The organism is Sphingopyxis sp. 113P3, from assembly GCF_001278035.1.
Lineage (GTDB): Bacteria > Pseudomonadota > Alphaproteobacteria > Sphingomonadales > Sphingomonadaceae > Sphingopyxis.
Window position 1 is genome coordinate 2,593,492 of record NZ_CP009452.1, and the last position, 16,234, is coordinate 2,609,725.

General features: G+C 63.3%; 15 protein-coding genes and 1 tRNA gene. 2 read left to right on the top strand and 14 right to left on the bottom strand.

The genetic code is table 11. The annotated features are described in order from the left end of the window. Positions 1-39: 39 nt before the first annotated feature. The 12 genes from LH20_RS12680 to LH20_RS12735 form a co-directional block, all read right to left on the bottom strand. Entirely contained in the window at positions 40-267 is a 228-nt protein-coding gene (locus LH20_RS12680) for a hypothetical protein (protein ID WP_053554509.1), read from the bottom strand. Next, positions 264-416, bottom strand: coding sequence for a cbb3-type cytochrome oxidase assembly protein CcoS (ccoS, locus tag LH20_RS12685; RefSeq protein WP_053554510.1), 153 nt, complete (start codon positions 414-416; stop codon positions 264-266). The genes LH20_RS12680 and ccoS overlap by 4 nt, the downstream gene beginning before the upstream one ends. Next, positions 413-2,533, bottom strand: coding sequence for a heavy metal translocating P-type ATPase (locus tag LH20_RS12690; RefSeq protein WP_053554511.1), 2,121 nt, complete (start codon positions 2,531-2,533; stop codon positions 413-415). The genes ccoS and LH20_RS12690 overlap by 4 nt, the downstream gene beginning before the upstream one ends. Beyond that, complete coding sequence (locus LH20_RS12695) at positions 2,530-3,000, bottom strand: FixH family protein (protein WP_053554512.1); 471 nt, start codon at positions 2,998-3,000, stop codon at positions 2,530-2,532. Before LH20_RS12695 ends, LH20_RS12690 begins: the two co-directional genes overlap by 4 nt. Beyond that, entirely contained in the window at positions 2,997-4,454 is a 1,458-nt protein-coding gene (gene ccoG, locus LH20_RS12700) for a cytochrome c oxidase accessory protein CcoG (protein WP_053554513.1), read from the bottom strand. The genes LH20_RS12695 and ccoG overlap by 4 nt, the downstream gene beginning before the upstream one ends. Further along, a complete protein-coding gene (ccoP, locus tag LH20_RS12705) occupies positions 4,441-5,376 on the bottom strand; it encodes a cytochrome-c oxidase, cbb3-type subunit III (protein WP_053554514.1) in 936 nt (311 codons plus the stop codon). The genes ccoG and ccoP overlap by 14 nt, the downstream gene beginning before the upstream one ends. Next, entirely contained in the window at positions 5,363-5,527 is a 165-nt protein-coding gene (locus LH20_RS12710; RefSeq protein ID WP_053554515.1) for a cbb3-type cytochrome c oxidase subunit 3, read from the bottom strand. Before LH20_RS12710 ends, ccoP begins: the two co-directional genes overlap by 14 nt. After that, complete coding sequence (gene ccoO, locus LH20_RS12715; RefSeq protein WP_053554516.1) at positions 5,524-6,300, bottom strand: cytochrome-c oxidase, cbb3-type subunit II; 777 nt, start codon at positions 6,298-6,300, stop codon at positions 5,524-5,526. Before ccoO ends, LH20_RS12710 begins: the two co-directional genes overlap by 4 nt. Before the next feature lie 13 nt (positions 6,301-6,313). Then, on the bottom strand, positions 6,314-7,972 hold the full coding sequence (gene ccoN / locus LH20_RS12720; RefSeq protein WP_053554517.1) for a cytochrome-c oxidase, cbb3-type subunit I: 1,659 nt from the start codon (positions 7,970-7,972) through the stop codon (positions 6,314-6,316). A gap of 217 nt (positions 7,973-8,189) precedes the next feature. Further along, positions 8,190-8,879 carry a Crp/Fnr family transcriptional regulator gene (locus tag LH20_RS12725; RefSeq protein ID WP_200905496.1) on the bottom strand — a complete coding sequence of 230 codons (690 nt, stop codon included), beginning with the start codon at positions 8,877-8,879 and terminating at the stop codon, positions 8,190-8,192. 62 nt (positions 8,880-8,941) lie between these two features. Beyond that, positions 8,942-10,141, bottom strand: coding sequence for an NnrS family protein (locus tag LH20_RS12730; protein ID WP_083455399.1), 1,200 nt, complete (start codon positions 10,139-10,141; stop codon positions 8,942-8,944). After that, positions 10,141-12,402 (bottom strand): nitric-oxide reductase large subunit, encoded by a 2,262-nt coding sequence (locus LH20_RS12735; protein WP_053554519.1) that lies wholly within the window; start codon positions 12,400-12,402, stop codon positions 10,141-10,143. Before LH20_RS12735 ends, LH20_RS12730 begins: the two co-directional genes overlap by 1 nt. A 327-nt stretch (positions 12,403-12,729) precedes the next feature. Here LH20_RS12735 and LH20_RS12740 point away from each other — a divergent pair, with 327 nt between their 5' ends. After that, complete coding sequence (locus tag LH20_RS12740) at positions 12,730-13,431, top strand: Crp/Fnr family transcriptional regulator (RefSeq protein WP_053554520.1); 702 nt, start codon at positions 12,730-12,732, stop codon at positions 13,429-13,431. A 169-nt stretch (positions 13,432-13,600) separates the two neighbouring features. Further along, positions 13,601-13,676 (top strand) — tRNA-Lys (locus tag LH20_RS12745). Between the two features lie 289 nt (positions 13,677-13,965). Here LH20_RS12745 and LH20_RS12750 read toward each other — a convergent pair. Both LH20_RS12750 and LH20_RS12755 read right to left on the bottom strand, forming a co-directional pair. Beyond that, positions 13,966-14,508 carry a hypothetical protein gene (locus tag LH20_RS12750; RefSeq protein WP_053554521.1) on the bottom strand — a complete coding sequence of 181 codons (543 nt, stop codon included), beginning with the start codon at positions 14,506-14,508 and terminating at the stop codon, positions 13,966-13,968. Between the two features lie 168 nt (positions 14,509-14,676). Next, positions 14,677-16,161, bottom strand: coding sequence for an acyl-CoA synthetase (locus tag LH20_RS12755; RefSeq protein ID WP_235526971.1), 1,485 nt, complete (start codon positions 16,159-16,161; stop codon positions 14,677-14,679). Positions 16,162-16,234: the final 73 nt, after the last annotated feature.

Sequence of the window (16,234 nt, forward strand, 5' to 3'; positions counted from 1 at the left end):
GCCCCCGCGCGACATTGACCGGGATCAACGGGGCCAAATTCAGCAGCCGTCTTTGACGCGCGCGCGCTTGCCGCGGCGCTCGCTGAACGCATGGCAGCCCTTCGCACAGTCCCGGCGCTGCTTGGGATCCTCCGGATCGCCTGGCACGATCATCAGGTGCGATGGGCCGCCACACGCCGGGACGGTCAATACCAATGCTTCGGCTGCGGCCGGGGGCTGCATCAGCGCCGCCGCACCCAGCATCAAGGCGAGGTGACGCAAGGTCACCCCCCATCCTCCTCGTCCTCGATGAAGATGCGCAGCGCCGCGCCGTCGAGATCATCAAACTGCCCCTTGCGCAACGACCAGAAAAAGGCCGCAAGGCCGATGAGACCAAGTCCGAGGGCAACGGGGATCAGGACGAGCAGGCCGTTCATCGCGCTGCGCCCCTCAGCCGTAGCGCGTTGCCGACGACGATCAACGAAGATCCCGACATGGCAATGGCCGCCACCAGCGGGGTCACGTAGCCAAGGAAGGCAAGCGGGACCGCGATGATATTGTAACCGATGGCAAGCGCAAAATTCTGCCGGACAATCGCCTGGGTCCGTCGCGCGACGCGGATGGCCTTGAAAGTGGGCATCAGCCGGTCACCCAGGAAAATGCAGTCAGCCGCATTCTTGCCAGCGTCGCTCGCCGAGCCGGGCGCAATCGAGGCGTGACCGGCAGCGAGCGCGGGACCATCGTTGAGCCCGTCGCCGATCATGAGCACCTTGTGCCCAGCTGCTGTCTGCCGCGCGATCGCAGCGAGCTTGTCTTGAGGACTCATCCCCGTTTGTGCGGTGAGACCAAGCGCGCGCGCCACCGGCGCGACCGCGGCCGCGCGGTCGCCAGACAGAATGCTCGGTTCGACGCCCGCCGCGCGTAGCGCGGCGATCGTCTCGAGAGCATCAGGCCGAAGGGAATCGGCAAAGCGAATGGTGATTACCGGCACGCCGTCGATCGCGAGTTCGGTTGCAAGGGTGCTGTCGGTGAGCGGCTGCGTGGGCCGCCCGAGCGTCACCTTTCGTCCCTCCCATCGTGCCTCGACGCCAAAGCCGGGCGTCTCCTTGACTCCCTCGACCGGCATCGGCGTCACCCCTGATGCGGCAAGATCGCGGGTCAACGCCTCGCTGAGCGGATGGCGGCTCGCGCGCGCCAGCGCGAGGAGCAACGCGCGCGCCGTCGAATCGGCTTCGCCGAGGTTGGCCGCGACGGGGCGCCCCAGCGTCAGCGTTCCCGTCTTGTCGATCATCGCGCGATCAACCTCGGCCAGCCGCTCGAGCGCAGAGCCGTCCTTGACGAGCACCCCGATGCGCATCAGCGTGCCGGCAGCGACGATCTGCGCCGCGGGCACCGCGAGGCCGAGCGCGCAGGGGCACGTAATGATGAGCACCGCAACAGCGATCAAGAGGCTGTGATGCCAGCCCGCGCCCGCGATCATCCAGCCGGCGAAGGCGAGCAAGGCCAGCGTATGGACCGCGGGCGCGTAATAGCGCGCCGCGCGGTCGGCAATACGGACGTAGCGAGACTTCCCCTGCGCCGCCTCGCCCATCAGCCGGGCGATATCGGCGATCGCGGTATCGCCGCCTGTCGCGGTCACACGCACCCGGATCGGCGCATCGATATTGAGCGTTCCTGCATGGACCGGATCCCCCGGTCCGACTGCCTGAGGCGCGCTTTCGCCCGTCAGCAGCGAGAGATCGAGCTGGCTGGTACCGCCGATCATGATGCCATCGGCGGGCAATCGTTCGCCCGCTGCAACGAGCATCACCATCCCGCTCTGAAGCGCGGTCGCATCTACCCAGCGGCTCGTCTCATCCTCGTCGACGACCATCGCACCGGTACCCATGTTGCGAAGCAGCGACGTGACGCCGCCGCGCGCGCGGTCACGCATGACGCTGTCGAGCCAGCGCCCGCAAAGCAGGAAGAAGAGCAGCATCACAACGCCGTCGAAATAGGCATGCGGGCCGTGGGTCGCGGTTTCGTAGAGGCTGAGCGCGGTTGCAATCAGTACCCCGATGCTGATGGGCACATCCATGTTGGTGTGCCCGTGGCGAACTGCGCGCCAGGCCGAGCGGAAGAAGCTCTTTCCAGCATAGGCCACCGTTGGCAAGGCAATCGCGGCAGAAAGCCAGTGAAACAGGTCACGCGTCGCGCCGTTCGCGCCGGACCAGACCGACACCGACAAGAGCATGATGTTCATCATCGCGAAGCCCGAGACCGCGACGGCGCGCAGCAATGCGCGGCTGTCGGACGCTCCAATGTCGACGTCCGCCGGGCCATCCCCGATCGGATGCGCCTCGAAGCCGAGCAGCGAGAAAGCACCAATGAGCTCGGGCGTATCCGCATCCGGTGTGCAGGAGATATGCACTCGCTTTTCGGTGAAGTTGACCCGCGCCGCCGCGATCCTCCGATCGCGCACAAGGCCCTGCTCCAGTTTCGCGATACAGCCCGCGCAGCGGATGTCAGGCACCGCAAAATCGCGCTCGATCAGCGGCGTGGCGGTCTCGGTCATTGGAGGTCGACCCGGTATCGCGCTTCGTTGGCGCCGCGGCGCACCGAGAGGTCGATCTGCCAGCGTCCGGCGGGCAATGGCTCGACCGAACGCAGCGTGCCATCAACATCGGGTGCAAAATCCATCGCTCGTGCAGGCGCCTGACCGAGCGGGTGGCGAAGTGTCGCAATGACGCGCAACCCTTGTAGCGGCGCGCCCTCCTCGAGGATCGTCAGCCGGACGTGGCGGCTTTCATCGACCGCGACGCTCTCCTCCCAGCCAAGCCGATCCTGCGCCTCGGCGCGTGCGAGCCATTCGTTATAATGCTGGCTCGCGACGTAGCTGTTGTCGACGACAGTGCCCCCGAACGTCGACAGCGCGAAACTCGCCATGACCATGTTGACGCCGATGACAACGCCGAAGAAGGCGACAAGGATGATCGCGGCATGGCGTCCGGTGAAAGGCTTTCGCTCAGGCGTTCCGCTCATGATTCGCCTCCTGGACGATCGAACTGAATGGTCTCGCTGTCGCCGCGCGGATCATCGTCGAGCGGGCGCACTGCGATGGTGAAATCCTGACGCTCGGGACCAGCGCCTGGCGCGACGACGAACAACCGCGCGCTCGTCACGCTGTCGGCCGCGAGCGGCATGTGAAGACTCTGCCGCGCCGTCTCCCGGGAGCCGCCGTCGATCCACAGCCGCGCGCCCGGCAAACCGCTGACGCTTATTTCCACCGTGCGGGGACGAAGTTCCATGTTGCGCAGCTTCAGCGTGTAATTATTGCGGATCGCGCCGTCGGAGAGCTGGACATAGAGCGGGCTGCGCGCGGGCTGGACGGCAAGATCGAGCCGTGTGCGCTGGCCGAGGGTAAAGAGCATGGCGAGCCCGATCGCCCCCCAGAGACCGAAATAGATGAGGGTCCGCGGACGGAAGAGCGTCTTGCGGATCGGGGGCGCTACCCCGCCCGCCTTTTCGGTCGCGGCGTCGTCGAGCGTGCAATAGTCGATGAGCCCGCGCGGGCGCCCGACCTGCGCCATCACGCTGTCGCACGCGTCGATGCACAGCGCACAGGTAATGCAACCGATCTGCGGCCCTTCCCGAATGTCGATGCCAGTAGGGCAAACGGCAACGCATTGGTTGCAATCGATGCAGTCGCCGAAGGCGCCTGGATTCTTCTCGGCCTTCTTGACGCTGCCGCGCGGCTCGCCCCGCCAGTCCTTGTAGGTAACCAGCAAGGACTTTTCGTCCATCATCGCGGTCTGGATGCGCGGCCAGGGACACATATAGATGCAGACCTGTTCGCGCAGGAAACCGCCAAGTATAAAGGTGGTCGCGGTCAGCACGGCCACGGTCACATAGGCCACCGGCGCCGCGTCCCCCGACCAGAAGTCGCGCGTCAAGGTCGGGGCGTCCGCGAAATACATGATCCACGCGCCGCCGGTCCAGAAAGCGACGGTCAGGTAGATCGCATATTTGACCGTCCGTTTGGTGATCTTCTCGGCCGTCCAGGGACCGTTGGCGAGACGGATCTGCGCGTTGCGGTCGCCATCTATCAGCCGATCGACGTGCTGGAAGAGGTCCGTCCACACCGTCTGCGGACAGGCATAACCGCACCAGGCGCGTCCGACCGCGCTGGTGACGAGAAACAGGCCGACCCCGGCCATGATGAGAAGGCCAGCGACATAATAGAATTCATGCGGCCAGATTTCGATCTGGAACATGTAGAAGCGCCGGTTGGCGAGATCGACGAGCACCGCCTGGTCGGGCGCGTGCGGGCCGCGGTCCCAGCGGATCCACGGCGTTCCGTAATAGATCGCCAGCGTGACCGCCATGATGGCCCATTTGAAGCGCCGGAATGGGCCGTTCACCTTCTTGGGGTAGACGCCCTTGCGCGCCGCATAGAGCGATGCGTGCTCGCCGGTGATGTCTTCAGGGCTGGCCATCGGCTCCCTGTCCTTCCACGGCCGCAGCCGGGTTTGGCGCAGGCGTTTTTTCACCACCGCCCAGCGAATAGACATAGGCAGCGAGCATCTTGATCGTCACCGGATCGAGCCGACTGTTCCAGCGCGGCATTACGCCATTGCGGGGCTGGGTCACGGTGGCGGTGACACTGGCACGGTCGCCGCCATAAAGCCAGATCGCGTCGGTGAGCTTCGGAGCCCCGAATTCGCGCCCGCCCTCGCCGCTTGCACCGTGACAGACAGCGCAGTTCGTCTCGAAGACGGCAGCACCGCGCGCCGAGGAGGCACTTTTTTTCTCCTGGCCGCTGATGACGCGAACATGGCTTACGACATCGGCGATCTGCCCCGCGTCGAGAATGCCGTCGCGTCCGAAGGCGGGCATCAGACTGGTGCGCGTTGCCTTATGGTCGGGATTCCGGATCCCGTGGGTGATCGTATATTCGATGGTCGCAAGGTCACCGCCCCACAGCCAGTCATCATCGGTCAGGCTCGGGTAAAGATTCCTGACCCCTGCACCCCCGGCGCCGTGGCATTGGATGCAATGGACCCGGAATGCGGCCGCTCCGCCCTGTACGGCGGCTTGCATGAGTTCCGGCTTCGCCGGAAGGTCCGCGATCTCAGTGGCCGCTATCGCGTTTACCACCGGGGCGCGGCGCTGCGCGTCAGCCCGCATCTCCGCCTCGAGCTGCCCGCGGCTCGTCCACCCGAGCACACCCTCGGTCGCGCCGTGGATCATCGGCCAGGCCGGATAGAGGATGACGTAAGCGATGCCCCAGACGATGGTCGCATACAGCGACCAGAGCCACCAGCGCGGCATCGGCGTATCGAGTTCCTCGATGCCGTCCCATTCGTGACCGGACGTGCTCGTCCCCGTCACCTCGTCGATGCGCTTATGATCGGCCATTGTCGTCTTCCTTGAAGATCATGTTTGCAGCTTCGTCATGGTGACGGCGGGCGCCCTTTCGAAAGGGCCAGGCGATGAACAGGAGGAACATGGCCACCATCACGATGAGCCCCCAGCTGTCGGCAAAATGCCGGACTTCGTCGTAGGTCATCGCGCCGCTCCCGAAACCGCGGCGGGTGCATGCGCCTGTTCCTGAGGGGCCGCCTTTTCAACGTCAACGAGAGTCCCGAGCATCTGGAGATAGGCGATCAGTGCGTCCATCTCTGTAACCCGGGCAGGATCGCCGTCGAAGTCGCGCACCTGCGCCTTGGGATAGCGTTTGACGAGGTCCCCCGCCCCCGCATTGGGGTCGGCCTGCGCCCGCAGATCCTCGTTCGCCCTCGCAATATCCGTTTTCGTGTAGGGCACACCGACCCGGTAGAGCGCGGTCAGGTCACGCGCCATGTCGCCGGCCTCCAGATCACGATCTGCGAGGAAGGCATAGGGTGGCATGATCGATTCGGGCACGACGCTGCGCGGGTCGATGAGATGCGCCTTGTGCCATTCGTCGGAATAGCGGCCGCCGACGCGCGCCAGGTCGGGCCCGGTGCGCTTCGACCCCCATTGGAACGGGTGGTCGTACATGCTTTCCGCGGCAAGGCTATAGTGGCCGTAACGTTCGACCTCATCGCGAAATGGACGGATCATCTGGCTGTGACAGGTGTAACAGCCTTCGCGGATATAGATATTGCGCCCGGCGAGTTCGAGCGGCGTATAGGGCCGCATCCCCTCGACCTTCTCGATCGTGTTGTCGATCCAGAACAGCGGCGCGATCTCGACAATGCCACCGATCGCGACGGCGATCAGAGCAAAGAAGCCGAGCAGGCTCACATTGCGTTCGAGCTTCTTGTGGCTGAAGCGCTTTTCGGCGGTTTCGCTCGGCATTGGCCTTGGCTCCTTATTCGGCGGGAACGGGCGCCAGCGGACGATCCGCGGCGGCGTTGTAGGGGGTTTCGGTCATCGGCTTTTCTTCGCGGAACTTGCCTGCGAGCGTTGCCCAGACGTTGAATACGAGCAGCAGGAAGCCGGCGAGATACATCGCCCCGCCCGCAGCGCGGATCAGGTACATGGGATGCATCGCCGCGACGCTTTCGGCAAAGCTGTAGACGAGGTAGCCGTCCGCACCATATTCGCGCCACATCAGGCCCTGCATGATGCCCGCGACCCACATGGAGGCGGCGTAAAACACGATCCCGAGCGTCGCGAGCCAGAAGTGCCAATTGACCATGCGCAGCGAATAGAGGCGCGGCCGTCCCCAAAGGCGCGGCACCAAATAGTAAACCGCGGCAAAGGTGATCATGCCGTTCCAGCCGAGCGCGCCGGCGTGAACGTGCGCGATCGTCCATTCGGTATAATGGCTCAGGCTGTTGAACGCCTTGACCGAGAGCATCGGCCCCTCGAAGGTCGCCATGCCATAAAAGGCGAGCGCAACGACCATCATGCGGATGATCGGGTCGGTGCGGATCTTGTCCCACGCGCCATTGAGCGTCATCAGACCGTTGATCATTCCGCCCCAACTCGGCATCCACAGCACGACGGAGAAGACCATCCCCAGCGTCTGCGCCCAGTCGGGCAGCGCGGTATAATGAAGGTGGTGCGGACCCGCCCAGATATAGAGGAAAATCAGCGACCAGAAGTGGATGATCGACAGGCGATAGCTGTAGATCGGCCGTTCGGCCTGCTTCGGCACAAAATAATACATCATCGCAAGGAAGGGCACGGTCAGGAAGAAGGCGACCGCATTATGCCCGTACCACCACTGCGTCAGGGCATCCTGTACGCCGGCGAAGGCCGAATAGCTCTTCGACCCAAAAATCGTGGCCGGTACCGCAAGGTTGTTGACGATGTGGAGCATCGCGATGGTCACGATGAAGCTCAGGTAGAACCAGTTTGCCACATAGATATGAGGCTCGCGGCGCTTCACGATCGTGCCCACGAAAACGACGAAATAGACCACCCAGACAATCGTCAGCCACAAGTCGACATACCATTCGGGTTCGGCATATTCGCGCGCCGCCGTGACTCCCATGACATATCCGGTCGCAGCCAGCACCAGGAAGAGCTGATAGCCCCAGAAGACGAAGCGAGCGGCCGCGGGAAAGGCGAGCCGGGCGCGGCAGGTGCGCTGGACGACGTAAAAGCTCGTCGCGATCAACGCGTTGCCGCCAAAGGCAAAGATGACAGCCGATGTGTGGAGCGGACGGAGACGGCCGAAACTTGTATATTCCAGCCCGAGGTTCAGCGCGGGAAATGCGAGCTGCAGCGCGATATAGAGCCCAACAGCCAGGCCGGCGACACCCCAGAAGACGGTGGCAAGGACGCCCCAGCGTACCGGATCGTCATCGTAAACGCCCTCGTCGGGCGGCATCTTGAGCAGCCCCCGTGCCATGGCCCCGTAATCGGCGCGCGAGACACGGTTCCAAAGCAGGATCAGACAAGTCATCGATACAATGACCATGTGCACCGCAAAGGGCGTGTCGACGGCCAGCGCCGCAAACACCAGCGCCAGAAGGGCAAGCGCCAGCCAGCCCCCCGCCTTGAAAACCAGATCGTCCATCATCGCGAATCCCCGCTGAGCGGCTCCATTGGCCGCGTGATCCAAGGCCCATGACCGCCTGCGCGGCCCGGAACATTGACCTGGATCAACGAAAAATGTTGCAGCGCGTCAATGGGACGAAATGTCCCAGGTCGCGGGAGAGAAGCGCCACTTTATGGGCGAGTTTTATTGAAATCCCCACCCCCGTCCGGCAAGGGAGCTTTGCTCGCCGAGCCGTTCAGCCCGCGATCGCCTCCATCGCCGCCCGGTCGTTGATCACAATCTCGCGGCGCGACGGCAAGTCGAGCAGACCTTCAGCGCGCATCCGGGTGAGCTGACGACTTGTCGTCTCGATCGTCAGCCCCAAGATGTCGGCGATCTGCTGGCGACCAAAGGGCAGCTCGAAGCCGCTGCGCGCGCCCGAGTTGTACCCCTCCCCCGACAACCGTTCGGACATTTCGAGGAGAAAGGATGCCACTTTCTCTTCCGCCGATTTGCGGCCGAGGAGCATCATCCAGTGGCGCGCCCGGTCCAGCTCGTCGAGGGTGCGGCGCAGCAGCTTGTGCTGCAAATCGGGATGCGCGCTTGCAAATTCGTCGAAGCTCTTGCGGTTAAAGATGCAAACCTCGGCGTCGGTCATGGCGGTGACGCTGTAGGGGCTTTCCTTCCCGAAAGGCCGCCCGATGAAATCGGAGGGAAAGACGACGCCCACAATCTGCTCGCGACCATCTGCAGTCGCAACGACGAGCTTCAACACGCCTTCAAGAACATTTGCAACGACCGGAGCGTCGTCGCCTTCCCATAAGAGGGTGTGACCCGCTTTCACTCGCTGGCGGCGTCCCAGCCTGCCGAGCAACGCAAGCTCTTCGGCATCGAGGCTTGCGCAGATCGCCCGGTTCCGGACGACGCAGGATGCACAGTCGGTCACCGCTTTGCCATACTCTACCGCAGCGTCGCTGGAAAGAGACGATGGATCGAAGGAAGCGTCCGTCATGCCGATTTTTCACCGGGCGCCGGACGCACCGCCATCGGGACATAGACGAGGAGGAAAAGGAGGAAGGCGGATGCCCACAAACCTCCTGCAGCGGCGATGATCCCCATATAATCGAATGGCAGGAGCGGCGCGAGGACGCGCAGCAGCGCGCCTGCATGAACCAGGATATAGATGTGGAGAGTGGCGCGGTCGGCTTCGAGCACGCGCCCGGTGTGACCGCGGGTCGCGCGTGTCATCACTGCAAGCGTCATTGCACCCATTGCTCCCGCGCCCAGCGCATGCACGGCGCTCGTGACCGGCAGTAACGAGAACAGCGCCGCGCAGCCGAGAAGGATGAGACCAGCGGGAAGCCAGGCGTATGAAAGGTGGAGGACGAAGACGAGCGGGTCGTCAAACGCCCGTAACCCTTCCCAGCGCATCAGCCGAACCAGCTGGAGCCCCCCCGCCCCGATCAGCAGGACTCCAGCGCCGGGGTAGGCGGGTCCTGCAACCCACGACGCGAGCGCGGCTGCAGTGAGCCCGCTCACCACCATGTCGAAACGGTTCGGCAGGACCGGCAGTCTCTCGCTCCGCCCCTGCCGCACCAGCCAGTTGCGCGTGAAAGCCGGCGTAATGCGGCCGCCGATAAGAACGATCAGAAGCAGGATCAGCGCAAATCCCAGACGCATGCCCAGCGCCGGATCGGCAAGTATCCCCATTATCGCAGCATGGTCGAGCGCGCAGGCGGCTGCAAAGAGGAAGAGGATGGCGAGGATCGGCTTGTTCCGATTGCCCGAGGCGAAGATTTCACGGGCTGCATAGGCCAGGAGCAGAAGAAGATAGACGGTGTCGAGCGCCGCGCCCACGACTGGTGGCACCAGCGCTGAAAAGAGAATGGCGAGCCGCGCCGCGAGCCATAGCCCGGCGACCGCCGCCACCCGCCATCCCATCACCGTCGGCCGCCCCGTCCAGTTGGGAATCGCGGCGCTTACGAACCCGCCGATGATTGCACCGAGATAGCCGAACAGCATCTCGTGCTGGTGCCAGGCGAGCGGATCTATCGTGAGCGGCAGCGTCCAGCGCCCGCCAATCGAGCCGATCCACAGGACGACGACGATGATAGCCCACAAAGCGCCGCATCCGAAGAGGACACGATAACCACCGCGCAGCCACAGCGGCGACTTTGCGAGGGAACCCCCTGTCGTGTTGGCCACCATCACCACACTTGCCGCCGCGCGCCCTTGCGCCACAAGCCGAGAATCACGACCTGCCACGCGACCGCAAGCGCACCGAGGATGAAAACCACGTCGCCGAAGGTCCGAACCCAGCGCAGCGCTTCGAGGAAACCCTGCTGGAGGAACGCGTCGCTGCGCGCGTACCACATGCCGGAGGTCACGCTTGCTTCGAACTGGAAAAGCCCCACCGGGAGCAGACTCGTGAAGATCATAAGCACCAACCCCGCGTTGAGTCCCCAGAACCCCAAGCGCATCAACCCTTCGTTGAGTCGAATTTCGGGCCGGATATAGCGCAGCACCAGAAGCGTGAAACCAAGGGCGAGGAAACCATAAACCCCAAACAGCGCCGCATGTGCATGGACCGCGGTGGTGTTCAGTCCCTGAAGATAAAAGAGCGCGACTGGCGTGTTGATCATGAAGCCGAAGACGCCGGCGCCGAGCATGTTCCAGAAGGCAACGGCAACGAAGCACATCAAGGGCCAGCGCAGCGCGCGCATCCACGGCGCGCGGTCGCGCAGGCTCCAATGCTCCCAGGCTTCATAGCCGAGCACGATGAGCGGCACGACCTCGAGCGCACTGAACGCAGCGCCGACGGCCATTACCGGAGTGGTCGTTCCAGAGAAATATAGGTGATGAAAGGTGCCCGGCACCCCGCCGACCATGAAGAGCGATGCGGAGGCAAGGCTCGCGGCCGTCGCGATCCGTTTCGACACCAGCCCCATCGACGCGAAGATGAAAGCGATGGCGGCGGTGGCGAACACTTCAAAAATGCCCTCAACCCACAAGTGGACGACCCACCACCGCCAATATTCCATGATCGTGATATGGGTGCGTTCGCCATAAAAAAGGCCGGAGCCGTAGAAGAGTCCGATTGCAACGGTCGAAACGGTAAGGAGCAGAAGCAGGCTCCGGTCCCCGCCTTTCTCGCGCCGGAGAGCGGGCATCATGCACCGCAACATCAGGACCAGCCAGAAGAGCAGTCCCGCGAACAGTGCAATCTGCCAAATGCGGCCGAGATCAAGAAATTCATAGCCTTGGTGCCCGAGCCAGAATCCGAGGCCGTCGGGCATCACCTGCGCGATCGAAAGATAATTGCCGGCGAACGACCCGGCGACGACCAGGATCAGCGCCCAGAAGAGCAGGTCGACCCCTGCCTTCTGATACTTGGGATCGCCTCCGTGAATAACCGGTCCAAGGAACAGACCGGCGGCTAGGAAGGCCGTGGCAATCCATAGCACTGCGCTCTGCACGTGCCAGGTGCGAGTGAGCGCATAAGGGAACCACTGCGACACGTCGATGCCGTAAAAGCTCTGACCCTCGATCGTATAGTGGGCGGTGAACCCTCCGATAAAAACCTGAAAGACGAGCAGCGCCAGCACCACAAAAAGATATTTGCCGAGCGCACGCTGCGAGGGGGTCAGCGCTGCAAGGGTCAGCGGGTCCTTGTCGGCGGTGACGAGTGGGGTGTCGTCATGACGGCGCAGAAAGGCCCAGCCCCAAATCAGCGCGCCCACGCCAGCGATCAGGATGACCACGCATGCGAGAGACCAAAGGATATTCTCCGGTGTCGGTTGATTGCCGATCAGGGGCTCGGGGGGCCAATTATTGGTATAGGTGGCTATCGTTCCGGGTCGTTGGGTGGATGCAGCCCACGCCGTCCAGAAGAAGAAATCGGCCAGCGCCGCACGCTTGCCAGCGTCGGGCAGCGTTCCCTCCTTCATCGCATAATTGTCGCGCATCCCGCGTAGCGCGGGATCGCTGCCATAAAGCCTGTCATAGTGAGCAGCCGTGAGGGCTATTGCGGCGCCGCGGCGCTCGGAGACGGTGACGATGCCGGTCGATGGCTCGAGCCCATTGCTGCGATATTCCTGTTTCAGCCGATGAACGAGCGCCGCTTTCTGTTCGACGTCGAGTTCGTCGAAGGGCCTGTCATAGGCCTCCAAAGCCGCGAGCGTCAGCCACGTGGTCAGTTCGCGGTGCAGCCAGTCGGCGGTCCAGTCGGGTGCCTGATAGGCGCCATGCCCCCAGATCGAGCCGAGCTGCATACCGCCGGTGCTTTGCCACGCGGCCTGCCCGGCCATGATGTCTTCCCTGGTCATCAGGGATTTGCCTGACGCCGTGACAACCTCGGTCGGGATCGGAGGTGCCTTGCGATAAACCTCAGCCCCGGAAATGCCGAGGATGAGAAAGGTGACCGTGAGGACCGAGATCAAGGTCCACCAGAGTTTGCGATACTCGCCCATCAGCCCCCCTCTTGTTTTCAAGGTTCCTTCTGCCCGCCGGGACGGGCAGCGGCACGCTCAATGGCCCCGAGGCCACACCCGGCGAGCAACAGCGTGAACCCACCGACCGAGCGCTTTCAAAGTGCCGGAATCACGGACATGGCGCGCGCTCCGCGGGTCGAGTGGCCCCCATCCCATGACCTCGCCGCATTCCGGGCAGAACATCGTCGTCTCCATCAAGAACGGTCAGGCCCCGCCCGCGTCCCGGCAATAGCAGAGTTGGGTCCAATGAATTTGCGCTGGATCAAACTTCTCCTCTTTTGCTCGCTAGGCGCCTAGGAGGTCATCATGACCCTTCGCCCGTCGATCGAGCCCCGCGCCCTCGCTGGAATCGGCATTTTTGCCGGCCTTCCGCTCGCCGTGCTCGAAGAGGGAGCAGCGATCGCACATCGGCGTTCACTGGCCCGCGGCGTACGCGTTTTCGATCAGGGCGAGATCGCCGGCCGGGCGCACGCCCTGCTTTGCGGCTGCGTGCGCATCACACAGGCGGGCAGCGACGGCGAGGAAATCCTCGTCCGCCTCATAGGCCCCGGCGAAATCTTCGGATGCGTCCCCATATTGACCGATGGCCTCTACCCTGCGGATGCCACGGCCCTTGTCGATGCGGTCGAACTGAGTTGGGATCCTGCTGATCTGGTCGCGCTGATGAAACGCCATTCGCAGATCGCGCTCAACATGATCGCCATTGTTGGCGGCCGGCTTGGCGAAACGCAGGAACGCTTGCGTGAACTGGCGACGCAAAGCGCCGAGCGCCGCATCGCGCGCACGATGTTGCGGCTGCTTGACCAGGCCGGACATCCGGCCAGTGACGGCATGCGGATCGCCTTTCCGCTGCGACGCAAGGATATCGCCGACATTGCGGGCACGACTCTTCACACAGCGAGCCGAACCCTCTCGGCGTGGGAGCGCGAGGGCATGCTGACCAGCGATCGCCGGCACCTGATCATAAGGTCACCGCCAGCTTTGCGACGCATCGCGGAGACGCCATGAATTTTGTCCGTGCGAAAGGCCTGATACGGCTCAATCTGCGGGTGGCAGCAGCGTCGCGAAAAATTTTACTGGAAAGCCGTTGCAATGCGAGATTGAGCGTGATAGCTGGCCGCTCGCTTCGCAGCCAAGAGGGTTTTGCCCCGCTGCCGGCGGTGCCGAAATGGCAAGTGGACGCATAGCTCAGTTGGTAGAGCAGCTGACTCTTAATCAGCGGGTCCTAGGTTCGAGCCCTAGTGCGTCCACCATTTCCTTCCCGTCAGGCCGACAGCTCACGAACTTGCCGAGGCGATATTCGCTGGCTCCTTTTATTATCGCCGTGCGTAATTGGCATGGGATGAATATTGGCGCCCCGTCGGCTCCAATTTTCGTCCAAGCGCCTGGCAGATGCGCGTCGAACATCTTTTCCCGTAAAAGGCTCGCACAGACAAAGCGCTAAGGATGCGAGCGGAAAGCGTCCTTTTCGCGCACGCTGATCGTTTGGCTGCGCTCGCCCTGACCGAGCCCACCGGAATGAGGCGAAGGCGACATTGGTAATCACCCCTTGAGCGCCTTTCGCACTGCGTAAAGGTTGGCCGCCCCGAAAGCGAAGAAGAGCGCGGACAGGTACAGCCAGTGCAGCCAACGCCGCGTAAGCTCGCCGCCATTCCAGACGACCCCAAAGCGAACGAGTTCGCCGTCGTCAGGAAGCCGCCGCAGTACAGGGAGGTCGCCCGTTCGGTCCGACGGCAGCACCCGCTCAAGCTCGCTCGGCAACGCAGGGTTCGCGCTCCCTGCCGCGAACCGCTCATCCGCTCGCGCTTCGGCCGCCAGGCTTAGCCTGAGGATGCAGTCCCAGTTTGAGTAGCCAAAGCTGTGCCGTGAGGGTGACGGGGTTCCATAACGTTGATGAGTGCAGGATACCTCGGACACTTTGGGCACACCCTCCCCGCTCCCTGCGCCCAGCCAGGCCCGACTGTCGTCGATCAGGCCGGCTTCGTCCCCCAGAGCCAGCTCGACGAGGGGATAGGCAAGACACATGAGACCCATGGGCAGGAAAAAAAGCGCCAAGAAGCGCCGCAGCACATTTCGCCCGAGCATTGTTGGTTCTTCACCGCCCATCCCCGGTCCCCCGCCACCGTGGCTGGCGCCCCGGCTTCACAAAAGAATTGCGCAGGGTGAGAGCCATGTCAAAGCGAAAGCGCCAGGGTGTCAAGCGCGTCTCGACTATGTTCGCTAAGCCACATGGTTCGCATGTTACCCGGCAAGTCACGGCCAGTAGCGGCGCCGGATTTCCTGTTTATAGAGCTTGCCAGTGTCATGGCGCGGCAGCGCGCGGTCGAAATCGACCGACCGCGGACATTTGACGTGGCTGAGGCGGGCTCGGCAATACTCAAGGAGACGCGCCTCAAGTTCGGGCCCGGCTTCCTCCCATGAGCGGGGCTGGACGACCGCCTTCACTTCCTCCCCCATTTCAGGGTGCGGAACGCCGACGACCGCCACATCTGCGACCGATGGATGCAGGATCAGCAGATTTTCGATCTCCTGCGGATAGATGTTCACTCCGCCCGAGATGATCATGAAACTCTTGCGGTCAGTAAGGTAGAGATATCCCTCCGCATCGACATGCCCGATATCACCAAGCGTGCTCCAGCCAGGATGCGCGGGATGACGGGCCTCGCGCGTCTTTGCGGGATCGTTGAGATACTGGAAATCCCAGCCACCCTCGAAATAGACGAGGCCGTCGGTGCCGGCCGGCACCTCTTTGCCCTCCTCGTCGCAGATGTGCAGCGTTCCCCAATCGGCACGCCCGACCGACCCGGGGCGCTCGAGCCACTCCTGCGGCGTGATGAAGGTCGACCCATTGCCTTCCGATCCGCCATAATATTCATAGATGATAGGTCCGAGCCATTCAATCATCCGGCGCTTGATCTCGACCGGGCACGGCGCCGCGGCATGGACGATCTTTTGAAGCGAGGACAAATCGTAACGCGAACGCACATCCTCTGGCAGCGCGAGCATCCGCACAAACATCGTCGGAACCATCTGCATGAAGGTTACGCCGTAGAGTTCCACAAGGCGCAGGACGGTCTCGGCGTCGAAGCGCTCCATGACGACAAGGCTCGCCCCCAGACGGTGCGCCGCCATGCCATATACAAGCGGTGCAGTGTGATAGAGCGGTGCTGGCGAAAGCATCACGCTTCCTTCGCCGACCCCGTAGCGCCCCGATATTCGGTCGGCCAGCATATGCGGTGCGTCGGCTGGCTCGCCGCTCAGCGGCAGCCGGATTCCCTTCGGCCGGCCCGTCGTTCCGGAGGAATAAACGAGGTGATATCCCGCCGTTTCGTCGCCGATCGGTTCAGCGGACTGGCTCTCGGCCGCAAGCGACCATGAACGTGCGCCCTCAAGCGCTGAGCCGATGTCGAAAATTGTCTCGACATGGGGCGCGCGCTCAGCCCGTTCGCGCAAGAGCGTCGCAGCGGCAGGGACCTCGGCATGGGTGATGAGGAGGCGCGAGCCGCTATCGGCCAGGATATAGGCGGCCTCTTCAGCCGTGAGCTGGGTCGAGATCGGGCAAATATAGAGCCCCGCGCGCTGCGCTGCCCAGTAAAGGATATAATATTCGGGACAATTCTTGAGCCAGATCGCAATCGTGTCTCCCGTCGCCATCCCAAGCGAGCGGAAGAGGTGGGCACCGCGGTTCGCTGCCGCTTCGAGTGACGCGTAGCTCGTCGCACTACCGTTGGCTGCCATGATAATGGCCGCGCGATCGGGCGCGGTTCGCGCGAAATGGCGTGGATACATGCCTCTCCCCATTTTCTGTGCC